The sequence below is a fragment of the Bacillus sp. JJ1503 genome (genome assembly GCF_036965125.1).
GTDB lineage: Bacteria > Bacillota > Bacilli > Bacillales > Cytobacillaceae > Cytobacillus.
In genome coordinates this window covers 1-12,342 of the sequence record NZ_JBALOZ010000097.1, presented here as the reverse complement: position 1 = coordinate 12,342, position 12,342 = coordinate 1, and the positions used below count along the sequence as shown (strand labels likewise).

The 12,342-nt window shown below is 38.8% G+C and carries 12 protein-coding genes; 3 read left to right on the top strand and 9 right to left on the bottom strand.

What is annotated here, in order from left to right; all coding sequences use genetic code 11:
* Positions 1-49: 49 nt before the first annotated feature.
* Positions 50-667, top strand: coding sequence for a PH domain-containing protein (locus V7149_RS09085; RefSeq protein ID WP_335345318.1), 618 nt, complete (start codon positions 50-52; stop codon positions 665-667).
* Between the two features lie 257 nt (positions 668-924).
* Positions 925-2,100 carry a sulfite reductase subunit alpha gene (locus tag V7149_RS09080; RefSeq protein ID WP_335345317.1) on the top strand — a complete coding sequence of 392 codons (1,176 nt, stop codon included), beginning with the start codon at positions 925-927 and terminating at the stop codon, positions 2,098-2,100.
* A gap of 102 nt (positions 2,101-2,202) precedes the next feature.
* On the opposite strand, the gene kynB is transcribed toward V7149_RS09080, so the two are convergent.
* Positions 2,203-2,829, bottom strand: a complete 627-nt coding sequence (kynB, locus tag V7149_RS09075) for an arylformamidase (protein ID WP_335345316.1) — start codon at positions 2,827-2,829, stop codon at positions 2,203-2,205.
* A gap of 12 nt (positions 2,830-2,841) precedes the next feature.
* Positions 2,842-3,699, bottom strand: a complete 858-nt coding sequence (kynA, locus tag V7149_RS09070; protein WP_335345315.1) for a tryptophan 2,3-dioxygenase — start codon at positions 3,697-3,699, stop codon at positions 2,842-2,844.
* A gap of 189 nt (positions 3,700-3,888) precedes the next feature.
* Here kynA and kynU point away from each other — a divergent pair, with 189 nt between their 5' ends.
* Complete coding sequence (kynU, locus tag V7149_RS09065; protein ID WP_335345314.1) at positions 3,889-5,169, top strand: kynureninase; 1,281 nt, start codon at positions 3,889-3,891, stop codon at positions 5,167-5,169.
* 209 nt (positions 5,170-5,378) lie between these two features.
* On the opposite strand, the gene V7149_RS09060 is transcribed toward kynU, so the two are convergent.
* The 7 genes from V7149_RS09060 to V7149_RS09030 form a co-directional block, all read right to left on the bottom strand.
* Positions 5,379-5,912 (bottom strand): helix-turn-helix domain-containing protein, encoded by a 534-nt coding sequence (locus tag V7149_RS09060; RefSeq protein ID WP_335345313.1) that lies wholly within the window; start codon positions 5,910-5,912, stop codon positions 5,379-5,381.
* Between the two features lie 16 nt (positions 5,913-5,928).
* The gene (locus V7149_RS09055) at positions 5,929-6,861 is read right to left on the bottom strand and encodes an ABC transporter ATP-binding protein (RefSeq protein ID WP_335345312.1); all 933 of its coding nucleotides are present in this window, start codon (positions 6,859-6,861) and stop codon (positions 5,929-5,931) included.
* 4 nt (positions 6,862-6,865) lie between these two features.
* Complete coding sequence (locus V7149_RS09050; protein ID WP_335345311.1) at positions 6,866-7,822, bottom strand: ABC transporter ATP-binding protein; 957 nt, start codon at positions 7,820-7,822, stop codon at positions 6,866-6,868.
* A 12-nt stretch (positions 7,823-7,834) separates the two neighbouring features.
* The gene (locus V7149_RS09045; protein WP_335345310.1) at positions 7,835-8,713 is read right to left on the bottom strand and encodes an ABC transporter permease; all 879 of its coding nucleotides are present in this window, start codon (positions 8,711-8,713) and stop codon (positions 7,835-7,837) included.
* Positions 8,714-8,732: 19 nt separating this feature from the next.
* Positions 8,733-9,737 carry an ABC transporter permease gene (locus tag V7149_RS09040; RefSeq protein WP_335345309.1) on the bottom strand — a complete coding sequence of 335 codons (1,005 nt, stop codon included), beginning with the start codon at positions 9,735-9,737 and terminating at the stop codon, positions 8,733-8,735.
* 284 nt (positions 9,738-10,021) lie between these two features.
* Positions 10,022-11,617, bottom strand: a complete 1,596-nt coding sequence (locus V7149_RS09035; RefSeq protein ID WP_335345308.1) for an ABC transporter substrate-binding protein — start codon at positions 11,615-11,617, stop codon at positions 10,022-10,024.
* Positions 11,618-11,626: 9 nt separating this feature from the next.
* On the bottom strand, positions 11,627-12,250 hold the full coding sequence (locus tag V7149_RS09030) for a M15 family metallopeptidase (RefSeq protein ID WP_335345307.1): 624 nt from the start codon (positions 12,248-12,250) through the stop codon (positions 11,627-11,629).
* Between the last annotated feature and the right edge of the window lie 92 nt (positions 12,251-12,342).

Sequence of the window (12,342 nt, the reverse complement as noted above, 5' to 3'; positions counted from 1 at the left end):
TAACTATATAATGTTATGGATCAATTTTTTAATAGAAAGGAAGATACATATGTTTAAGAGAATTGCAGCAGATGCTTTAGGCTTGTCTGATATTGGGAAAATTATCGACCCACAAGACTATGACAAAACCGAGGCTGATGACTATGTGATGCATGAGGATAATGAGAAGATTTATTTTCTAATTAAAACGAAGGCAGATGAATACTGTTTTACCAATTTAGCGCTGATCCATGTAGATGGGGAAAAAGCTATTTCGTCTAAGAGAACATTAAGAAGATACTCATATTATGAAAATGAAATATCGGATGTAGCCTTAGAAACTGCTGGAAAAATCGATCTCGATATCGAAATTAAGTTCAAATTAGGCTCACAGATTTTTGATATTGATGTTCAGAAAGATCAAATTGAAAAATTAAAAGATTTATATAAAGCACTGATTCGCATTTCCGAGATTTATAAAGAAAATAAAAAATATGTAGGCTTAGCTGATGCAAGTCTTGAGAAGGCTGTTTCTGTTTTGCACGGTGCACGCCTTGGTGAAAATATAGCATTAGATAAAGAGTATCAAAAGCTAACAGATTTTGGCTTTACTTGGCTCACCTCCGTCAGAGAACAATACCAAATCAAGGACTTTGGCAAAGTCTTTGAAAAATATATCAATAATTAAGAAGCTTAAATACATTTGTTAAACATTAAAGCAGCCTTTCTTTCGGAGAAGGGCTTTTTTTATTCATTTCTGGACAACTTTTTGGCTTTTCTCGAATACCTGTCCATATAAACTTGGAAGGATATCTGTTTAAAACCTTGCAAAAAGAATTTCATATTGCAATTTTGAAAAATCTTACTATTGTGTGACAAAAAACAATTTTGTTTTTACATTGATATGGTATCCTAGGTATATACTACTTTTGGAGGTATCGAGATATGGCAATTACTATAGAAAACCCTAAAAATGCCAAAAGTGACAAACCACAATTTTCAAGGACCAATCCATTTTTAGCACCGGTTCTTAAAAATAGTAACTTAAATGGAACAGGCTCAAGTAAAGAAACAAGACATATTGAGTTATCATTAAAAGGTTCTGGCCTTTCATATGTTCCAGGTGATGCGCTTGGTATTGTCCCTGCAAATGATCCGGAACTTATATCATCCCTTCTTGAAGAAATGGGATGGGACGGTGAAGAAATTGTAACTGTTGGAAAACAAGGGGAGACGCTGCCATTGAAGGAAGCGTTAACAACGTATCTTGAAATTACTCTGCTGACGAAGAAGGTTTTACAGCAGGCAGCAGCCTTTACAGAAAATGAAGAGCTGCAAAGGCTTATATTGGTTGAAAATGCAGACCAGCTAAAGGAATATTGTTATGGTCGCGATTTATTAGATATGTTGCGCGATTTTGGCCCTTGGAAGGCATCTGCCCAAGAAATCGTCTCCATATTGAGAAAAATGACGCCGCGTCTTTATTCTATCGCAAGCAGCATAAGTGCTAATCCAGATGAAGTTCATCTAACAATTGGTGCTGTACGCTACACTGCTCACGGGCGTGAACGAAAAGGGGTTTGTTCAGTTCAATGTGCTGAACGAGTTCAAGAAGGAGATACGCTGCCAGTCTTTGTTCAAGCCAATAAACACTTCTATTTACCAGAGTCACTAGAGAAAGATATTATTATGGTTGGTCCTGGTACAGGCATTGCTCCATTCCGTTCTTTCATCCAGGAATGGGAAGTCAATCAAGCAGCTGGCCGTACATGGCTCTTTTTTGGAGATCAGCATGAAGCAACGGATTTCCTTTATCAAGACGAATTGGAAAAATATCAACAAGACGGAGTATTAACAAAGCTTGATACTGCCTTCTCTCGTGATAAAGATGAAAAGGTGTATGTTCAGCATAAAATGCTTGAACATAGTAAAGAATTGTTTGAATGGATTGAAAATGGAGCTTATTTCTACGTTTGTGGGGATAAGGAACGTATGGCGAAAGATGTTAACGATGCTCTTGTTACTGTTATTGAAAAAGAAGGTTCGATGACTCGAGATGAAGCCGAAGCTTATCTAAAAGATATGCAAAAGCAAGGTCGTTATCAGCGTGATGTATATTAAATGAAACGCATTTTATTTTAAAGATCCTAAGTTTTTAACAATCCAGCTCCCTCCGTTCCAAGCGAAATGGAGGAAGCTGGATTTTTTAATGAACTGTAAAGGTCATACTTTCTTTTTTAAAATAGCACGGACAGGGCTTCCATCTGCTTCTGCAAGCGGCAATGGGATAGCTGCTAACTCATATTCCCCTGGATCGATATGATCAAGTACAAGCCCTTCCAAAATATGAACTCCGTGCCGAGTCAGTTCATGATGAGCAGGTAGTTCCTTGCTGTCTAAGGGATCAACTGAAGGCAAATCAAGGCCGAATAGCCGAACACCTTTTTGTGAAAGATAAGCTGCCAGTCCTGGCTCAATAAAGGGAATACTTTCTGGAAAAACCGCTCGATTTTTCCATGCCCCTGTATAGATTAACAGACGGGTCACCCCGGATAAGTCGACCTTACTTACTTCATCCACACCAATACTATCTTTATTCGGCAAATGGATGACAAGTGCTTTCCCAATATACAAATCTAAATCAAGTTCGATTACTCTTTTTCCATCATTATCAAAATGAAAAGGAGCATCAATATGTGTACCTGTATGTGCACTCATTGTGATTTGTCCGACATTTACGGACCCGCTTTCTTCTTTGCTCCAGTTAACTTTATAGGAAAAAGGAGTATCTCCCGGCCAAATAGCTACTTTTTCATCCAATCGTTGTGAAATATCAACCCATTTACTCATGCGCATTCCCCTTCATAGTTTTGTCCTTAAGCTCCACAATTCCGGAAAGAATTGGTGATCAAGAACTCTTTTTAAATAGGGAACCCCTGAAGAGCCACCTGTTCCCTGCTTATGACCGATAATTCTTTCCACTGTGTTCATATGATGAAACCGCCAAGACTGATGCCCGCTTCCAATATCAACAAGCTTCTCAGCTAATTCGTATAAATCCCAATATTGTTTCACATCTCGATAAACGGTCAGCCACGCTGCTTCCACAGTTGCATTTGACTTGTAATTTAGTGACCAGTCTCTATCAAGTGCCTCCTGATCGATTGACAAACCTCGAATAGCAAGAGCATGGATCGCCGCATCGTAAATGCTTGGCTTATTCAAAGCCTTGTTCAATGTTTCGAAAAGCTCGTTTTGATGCTTATAAACTACTAGTGAAGAAGCATTTTTATGCCCTAGTGCAAATTCAATCAGTCGGTTTTGGTATGATTGAAATCCTGATGAAGACCCTAGCTTGTCACGAAATTCTAAATATTCAGCGGGTGTCAACGTAGACAATACACTCCATGATTGAATCAATTGCTGTTGGATTCTTGAAACACGAGCAAGCATTTTAAAAGAAGGCTCTAAGTTATTTTGGTGAATACATTCTGTCGCTGCTGCAAGCTCGTGGATGATGAGCTTCATCCATAATTCACTTGCTTGATGGATGATGATAAACAGCATTTCATCGTGATGATTGGATAATAAGTGTTGACTAGAAAGGATTTTATCAAGATGTAGATAATCCCCATATGACATATGTTTTTGGAAATCTGTATGTATCGTTTTTTCGAGACTGGTCTCCTGACTATGTTCATTAACGGGTTTTTTCTCCATACTTTTCACCTTCTTCTTATCCATATTTTCTGCTATTTGATAAATAAACCGTATCAAGAATAATACTTTCCGTCAATTAAAAATCTTAATATTTAAAAAATATAGATTATTTAAGTGAATTTTTATTTACTTCATACAAACTCTAAGATATCCTTCTAGTAACTTATTAGAAGGGATTGAAGATTATTAATGACAACGAATTCATTTATCCCAACTAAAGGATATGCACAACAATTAGATCGAAATAGTATGACCTTTAGAGAAGAGTTTTACATTAAAGACGGTATTTATTATATGGACGGAAACTCTTTAGGACTGCTTTCTAAAAGGGCAGAAAAAACATTGCTTCTCAGTTTAGACGATTGGAGGAATCTGGGTATTGATGGATGGACTTCTGGGCATCAGCCTTGGTTTGATTTTTCGGAGAAATTAGGAGCATTGACTGCCCCGTTAATAGGAGCAAAGTCAGAAGAGACAATTGTTACAGGCTCAATCACAATAAATATTCATCAAATGTTAGCAACGTTTTACAAACCTGAAGGAACACGGACAAAAATAGTGGCAGATGAATTAGACTTCCCATCTGATATTTATGCGATAAAATCCCAATTGCACCTGTTTGGGCTTGATCCAAATGAACATTTAGTGCTAGTAAAAAGTCGTGATTCGCGCATTATTAACGAAGCCGATATCATTTCTTCTATGACTGATGAGGTCGCCATCGTCTGGCTGCCATCTGTTCTATATCGAAGCGGTCAGCTCCTTGATATGGAGCTTTTAACAAAAGAAGCTCATAAAAGAAATATATTAATCGGGTTTGATCTAGCCCATTCGATAGGGGCTCTTCCGCATTCCTTGCATGATTGGGGTGTCGATTTTGCAGTCTGGTGTAATTATAAGTATTTAAATAGCGGTCCAGGCGGCGTGGGAGGATTATTTGTACATGAAAGACATCATGGAAAAGCCCCTGGTCTAGCAGGTTGGTTCAGTTCAAACAAAGAAAAACAGTTTGATCTTGAACTGGATTTGACACATGCCCATTCGGCTGGTGCCTTCCAAATCGGCACTCCACATATATTAAGTACTGCCCCGCTCTTAGGGTCCCTCGAAATTTTTGCTGAAGCAGGAATCGAAAATATCCGTGAGAAGTCTCTAAAAATGACTGGATATATGATGTATTTAATCGGGACTGAACTTTCAGATTTTGAATTTAGTATTGGAAACCCAGCAGAAAATGAGCGCCGTGGAGGGCATGTTTGTTTAGAGCACCGCGAAGCGGCACGAATTTGCAAAGCTTTAAAAGATCATCATGTCATCCCTGATTTCCGAGCGCCAAATGTCATCAGACTAGCCCCAATCGCATTATATACAACTTTTGAAGATATATGGGAGACCATTCAAATTTTAAAAAGAATTATGGTAAACGAAGAATATAAAAAATATGAAAATGCTAGAAATGTAGTAGCCTAGTTCTTTTTTAGCATACAAAAATTCCCAGACTTAGAGGCTTTCTCTTTTGGAACTCAAAAAGAGAAAAGCCTTTTCGTTTTAGGTTTCACTCTTCCATAATTTATACTCTATATTTTAATATACAAATAACGTCTTCCTATTACTTTTTAGAAAGACGTTAAAAAACATTGATAAGACATAAATCCAATTTTACTAGCAAAATAATAATTCTACGCTTCTTTCATCACCCATACCGAAACTGCTTTCTCCTCACCAACATTTACATAACGGTGAGGAGTAGTACTCTGAAAGTAAATACTATCGCCAGCTTGAAGAGAAATTTCATCTTCACCTAATGCAATATTCATTTCCCCTTGAATCACATATCCAAATTCAACCCCAGGGTGACTGACCAGCTCCATCTCGCTTTGCTCCCCTGGCAGAATTTCTACCAGTAAAATTTGCTCATCACTAAGATGGCTTGGCATCAGTTCATGGTACCTTACGATATCATTCGATAATTGCAGTAATCTGTGTTCACCTTTTCTAATGACAAATTGATTTTCTTTTGAGCCATCAAAAAAATAATTGATTGGAGTATTTAAGGCTGTGCATATTTTCCAGAAGTTGCTGACAGTTGGGTCCACAAGACCTCGTTCTATTTGTGAAAGGAGGCCTTGGCTTAAGCCCGTTTTCTCCGCTAAGTCAGCAAGTGTAAAGCCTTGCTTTTTGCGAATTTCTCTGACCTTGTATTCCTTTATCATCTATATAACCACCCTTCTAATAATGGCAAGCAGCCAGATGGTCTTGACCCCTGCCTTCAAGCTTAGGGCTGATTAAACATCTTTCAGTTCGCTTTGGACATTTTTCATAGAAAACACAGCTTACTTCTCCCTTAGGCGGCAAAGTTTCGGCAAAGCCTTTGATGCCTTGTTCATTCGTTTCAAAAAGGCTTGGCAATGATGATAAAAGGATTTCAGTATAAGGGTGCTGTGGATCATTAAATAGTTTGTCTGTTTCACCCATTTCGACAATATTGCCTTTATAGAGTACAGCTACTTTCGTACACATATATTTTATGACGGACATGTTGTGTGAGATAAATAAATAGGTTAAGCCTCTTTCTTTCTTTAATTCCTTTAATAGATTAAGAACCTGTGCCTGCACGGAAACGTCCAATGCTGAGGTTGGTTCGTCAAGGACGATAAATGAAGGATCTGTAATTAGTGCTCTGGCAATTGCAATTCTTTGACGCTGGCCACCACTGAATTCATGGGGATACCGGTCCAGATGCTCTTCTTTTAGCCCTACCCGTTTTATTAATTTTAATAAATTTTCGTACGAACCTTTTTGCCTTCTTTCTGTTTTATCAAGTGCATAGAGTGGTTCCAAAATAATTTCTTTAATGGCCATTCTAGGATCTAATGAAGATTGCGGATCTTGGAAGACGGTTTGTAATTCTCCTGGCTTTCTACGAATATACTTATTTCTTTTCCATAAAGGATTGCCTTGATAAAGGATATCGCCTCCTGTTGGAGATTCTAGCCCAATAAGTAGTTTGCCAAACGTACTTTTTCCGGATCCAGATTCACCGACAAGCCCCAGCACCTCTCCTTCAGATATAGAAATGGACATATTATCTAGGGCTTTCACGGTTAGTTTCCCTTTTTGATAATGCTTATGTACGTGATCCATTTCGATCATTACGGTCATAGAATCAATCCCTTTCCAGCCAACATGCTATATCATGCTGATTTTGCCATTGAATTAATTCAGGCTGCTTTGTCCGACAAATATCCATTACGTAATGGCATCTTGACGCAAACGCACAGCCTACTGGACGTTCCATTAAGTTTGGCACCTCGCCTTGAATCGCCTTTAATGGTTCATTCGCATCCTTGCCATCAGGTAAGGCTTCAATTAGTGCTCTGGTGTATGGATGCTGAGGAGCATGTAAAACCTCCTTCGTCTCACCGGACTCAATCACTTCTCCCGCATACATGACAACCGTTCGATCGCAAATCTGTGAAACGACCCCTAAATCATGGGTAATAAATAAAATCGATGTTCCTTTCTTCTCATTTAATTCTTTCATAAGCTGCAAAATTTCATGCTGAATGGTTACATCTAAAGCTGTTGTTGGTTCATCTGCAATAAGCAGATCAGGAGGGGCTGCCATCGCAAGCGCGATTACAATCCTCTGGCGCATTCCTCCGCTTAATTCAAACGGATATTGTTTAGCTACATGCTCTGGATTGTGAATATGTACATCTTTTAACGCATTAATCATTAATTGTTTCGCTTCTTTTTTGCTCACTTTCCGATGTCTGCGAATAACTTCTGATAATTGCTCGCCAACCTTCATCGTCGGATGAAGAGCCGTCATAGGCTCTTGGAAAACCATCGCAATTTTCTTCCCGCGAATGGTTTGTATTTCTTTTTTTGATAAAGTTAATAAATTTTCTCCTCTATATGAGATTTCTCCATTCGTTATTTGCGCATTATTTTCTAATAGACCTAATATTGAAAGGGCTGTGATTGATTTTCCTGAGCCTGATTCTCCTACGATCCCGACAATTTCTTTTTCCTGAATGGAAAGATTAATATTTTTTAGAGCTTCAATCGTTCCTCTGAAGGTTTGGAAATTGACATGTAAATTTTTTATTGCTAACATTCCACCGCCCTCCTATCTGCTTGATTTCGGATCCAATACATCACGGATTCCATCTCCAATTAAATTTAAGGCTCCTGCCGATAAGAAAAGTAATAAACATGGAAATGTCGGATACCACCAGAAATCCAGCAAGTACTTCCAGCCAATACTAATCATAGCTCCCCATTCAGGTGCTGGCGGTTGTGCCCCTAAGCCCAAAAAGCCTAATGTGGCAATTAATAGAATCGCATCCCCTACATCTAATGTCCCTTGAATGATGACAGGAGAAACTGAATTCGGCATAATATGTTTTCGAATAATTCGAAGCGGATGGATGCCGAACGTTTGCGCAGATTTAACAAATAATGACTCTCGTAAACTTAATGTTTCACTTCGAGCTAAACGAACATAGACAGGAATCTTTACAATCGCAATTGCAATCATCGCATTTTGAATACTTGGCCCTAATGCTGCAGCCAAAGCCATTGCCAAAATCAATGTTGGGAAGGCTAGGACCATATCCATTATTCTCATTATGACTTGATCAATCATCCCGCCGAAATACCCCGAAATCGTTCCAATCATTAATCCAATAGCAGCAGCAATCAAAATGGCTAATATTCCTAACCCTAATGACAATCTTGCCCCATACAAAATTCTTGTAAAAATATCTCTTCCGACTTCATCTGTGCCAAACCAATGGGACCATGATGGAGGCTGGAATTTATTTGCTGCATCAATAACGGTCGGGTTATACGGAGTTAATAGTGGAGCCAAAATCGCAGCCAAAATAATCACACCTAAAATGATTCCGCCTGCCATTGTCAGCTTATTTTTTTTCAGCTTATATAATAGTGCACTTCTTTTCACTAGAGGCAGCTGTTGTATATCCGTTTGTGGCTGTGCTTCCAATTCATTTTCCTCCTTTCTATCATTCTTTTATTTGAGGATTTAGCACATAATAAGAGAGGTCGACAATTAGGTTAATGAGCACATACCCAATCGAAATAAATACAGTAAATCCCATCATAGCCGGGAAATCTAAATAGGAGATGGATTGAACCACATATCTTCCCATTCCAGGCCATCCGAATATCGTTTCAGTCACGACCGCACCGCCAAGCAATGCGCCAAACGAAACCCCGATGATCGTGATGGTTGGGATTAAAGCGTTTCGTAAACCATATTTGATTAAGAGATATGGTCCATGGATTCCATTTGCAATTGCTGTTCGAAAATATTCTTTTTCCAATACCTCTAACATGCTCGCCCTAACTTGGCGTGTGATAATGGCTAATTGGGCAAAGGACAGGACAATCGCCGGAAGTATGATATGACGAAGACTGCTCTGAAAAGCAACAAAGTCCCCGCTTAACAAGCTATCGAGCAAATAAAACCCAGTGACATGTGTAGGTGGATTAATATGCATATCAATTCGTCCGTTTGCCGGAAACCAACCTAATAATCCGTAAAAAATAAATATCACAACCAACCCGCTCCAGAAAACCGGTGTGGAAATTCCACTAATCGTAAAAATTCTGCTCGCATGATCCCAAAACGTATTTTTCTTAACGGCCGCTAAAATACCGAGCGGAATTCCAATAACAATGGCTATGAAAAAAGCTAGTATCGCTAATTCTAATGTTGCTGGGAAAAAGACAAGCAAGTCATCCAACACAGGTTTTTGCGTACGAATAGACGTACCTAAATCCCCGCTCAGCAACCCCTGCATGTAATGGGCATATTGGGTCAGAACCGGCTGGTCTAGACCCAATTGCTTTCTAACTTGTTCTAATGTTTCTTCATTGGCCCGTTGACCGGCCATCATACTGGCCGGGTCACCGGGAATAATATTTGAAAGAATAAACGTTATAAAGGTAACGCCAAAAATAACAAAAACTAGTAGCAATAATCTTTTGAAAATCATTTTTGCCATAACAATCCCCCGCTATTATCGCAGATTAACGGGCAGTAAGATCCCCAAATTAAGGTTCGGGCATAAACATTTAATAGTATTTTGGGGATCAACTGCCCATAAAGGCCCGATTATAGGAACACAGACTAAGAACGCCACCTCCTGTGGCAACGTCTGTGTGACCCACATCCTGTGGGACGCAACTAACAATCAGTAAGATTATGGCTGACTAAAAGCGCCACATACAATGGCAACTTAGTCCTAGCACTCCTATTCGTCTGCCTCCCACTGATTGAAGTTTCACCTTACTGCTTATTCATCTCTGCTAAATTATAAATTCCTTCAAGCATTGGATTGTAAACAAAACCTTGGACAGATTTACTTACTGGCAAGGTAAAATCCTTTTGGAAGAGTAAGATATACGGTGCTTCTTCAATAACAATATCTTGGATGTCAAAATACAAAGCTTCCCTTTCTTCTTGGTTATTAGAAGTTGCCGCTTGCTTTAATAATGTATCAACCTGATCATTTTTATAGAAAGCACGGTTTCCGGCTAATCCGAAGTTTGCTGAGTCATACCAATAGTTCATAAACATATATGGATCACCAAAGTCCGGGCTCCATACGCCAAGAGCTAAATCAAATTCCCCTTTATCCATCATTTCGCGTGAAGTAGCATAAGCAACCTTGTTCAGTTCAACATTTACACCAATCTCTTTTAAATTCGCCTGAATCGTTAATGCTTCTGTTTCCCACCATGTTTTATTATCTGAATACAATAAAGTCAGGGTTACATCAGTTGCTCCTGCTTCAGCTAATAGCTCTTTTGCTTTTTCAATATTTAGCTCATATTGGATGGCATCTTTATTATGACCCCATAATCCATCTGGAACAGGCCCTCTCATCGGTGTAGCAAATCCTTGGTGAACAACATCAATCATTGAATTATAATCAATTCCATAGCTTAGCGCCTGTCTTACTTTAGGGTCTTTTAATGCTTCATTTCCTTTACTGGAATTAACATATACATAGTCCACTAGCAAGCTTGGTTTTTGTAATAACTCTACATGATCCATCGAGCGGACGGATTCGATCTGTTCTGTCGGAATTCCCTCAGCAACATCAATTTCTCCCTTTTCTAATTGCATGCGTTGTGTAGCCCCGTCAGCAACAATTCTAAAATATACTTCTTCAATGCTAGGTTGAACCTTCGCCTCTTTATTAACAGAAAGTTTTATATACTCACCTTGTTTCCATTCTGTTAATTCATATGAGCCGCTTCCCATCGTATTATTTGCTAAATAGTTTTGTCCTAAATCTCCATCCTTTTCATGCTCCATAACCTTCGGATTCACAATTCCCCCATAGTTAGCTGCCAAAGTGGATAAGAAAGGCGGGAAGTTTTCTTTTAATGCAAATGTCACCACATATGGAGACTCCACCTTAATCTCTGAAATAACACCATAAACTTCTGCAGGACCGTTGCCAATCTTTAATGTCCGTTCAAAAGTAGTTTTAACCGCTTCTGCATTAACCTCTGTTCCATCGGAAAATTTATGGCCCTCATTTAATGTGAATGTCCATGTCTTTCCATCCTCACTTACCTTCCATTCCTTAGCTATTCCTGGTTTTACTTCAGTTGACTCACCATCATACTCTACTAATCTCTCATAAGCAGGGTATGTAATTTTCCATGCTGAGTTATCCATCGTAACCGCAGGATCCAGCGTCCCTTGGTCAGCTGTCATGGCAACAGTCAAGATTTTCTTTTCTGTGCTGTCACCATTAGCCGTTTCTGTGCCTTCCTTTTCCCCTGTCTTCGCAGGAGCATTCGAGTTTTGTACACAACCTGCCAAAACGATAAGTACACTAAACAAAAGGAACATTAACTTTTTCTTCATTTTTACCCCTCACTTTTCGATCTCTTGATATAGGATACCTTTGAAATATTCCTGCTTTCCCTTTTTCTTTGCCCAGCTTTTCGTGCCGTATTCAAAATGCCACCACTCATCCGTATTTGAAATAAAGCCAACCCCCATCATGACATTTTTTAATATTCTCCTGTTGATTAAAAATTCTGTCTCTTCGGATGACAAGTCAGCCTTTTTCTCAAACCAATCAAGCTGGGACCTTTCATGGAATTCATCAAATTCACTACCCATCTGAAGCCACCCATGTTGATCAGCTATCGTTAGATCAACAGCCCCTCCCGATAAATGCGGGGATGGATTTGTAATATCTTTAGTTGGAGTCGCCACAAATTTATATAGCTCCTGTTCTAATTCCATATCTTTAAAACCTTCATTTTCTAAATCACGCTTCGTTTGTTCATAAATCGCCCTTTGCGTCTCGTAGGAACGCCACCCATCAAGGATTACAAAAGAGATTCCTTCAGGTAAAAGATGAGAAGCTTCAAGCAGCTTTTCCATAACCTCTTTCCTTAAATAACATTCGTTTTCCGCACCAGGTAAACCATTCAAAAAATAATAAGGATAAATATGTATTTTCTCAGATGCCTCTGAAACTGGAACCAACACTTTTTTCACCTCAAAATCGTTTTAGCTTTCTAGGTTTTTTTGCTCACCTCCTACTTCTAAATATTAAAACTAATTTTAATATTTTAAAT

Bases quoted from the DNA above. Each gene is read 5' to 3' on its own strand.
- V7149_RS09085 (WP_335345318.1), top strand. From the start codon at position 50: ATGTTTAAGAGAATTGCAGCAGATGCTTTAGGCTTGTCTGATATTGGG.
- V7149_RS09080 (WP_335345317.1), top strand. From the start codon at position 925: ATGGCAATTACTATAGAAAACCCTAAAAATGCCAAAAGTGACAAACCA.
- kynB (WP_335345316.1), bottom strand. From the start codon at position 2,829: ATGAGTAAATGGGTTGATATTTCACAACGATTGGATGAAAAAGTAGCT.
- kynA (WP_335345315.1), bottom strand. From the start codon at position 3,699: ATGGAGAAAAAACCCGTTAATGAACATAGTCAGGAGACCAGTCTCGAA.
- kynU (WP_335345314.1), top strand. From the start codon at position 3,889: ATGACAACGAATTCATTTATCCCAACTAAAGGATATGCACAACAATTA.
- V7149_RS09060 (WP_335345313.1), bottom strand. From the start codon at position 5,912: ATGATAAAGGAATACAAGGTCAGAGAAATTCGCAAAAAGCAAGGCTTT.
- V7149_RS09055 (WP_335345312.1), bottom strand. From the start codon at position 6,861: ATGACCGTAATGATCGAAATGGATCACGTACATAAGCATTATCAAAAA.
- V7149_RS09050 (WP_335345311.1), bottom strand. From the start codon at position 7,822: ATGTTAGCAATAAAAAATTTACATGTCAATTTCCAAACCTTCAGAGGA.
- V7149_RS09040 (WP_335345309.1), bottom strand. From the start codon at position 9,737: ATGGCAAAAATGATTTTCAAAAGATTATTGCTACTAGTTTTTGTTATT.
- V7149_RS09035 (WP_335345308.1), bottom strand. From the start codon at position 11,617: ATGAAGAAAAAGTTAATGTTCCTTTTGTTTAGTGTACTTATCGTTTTG.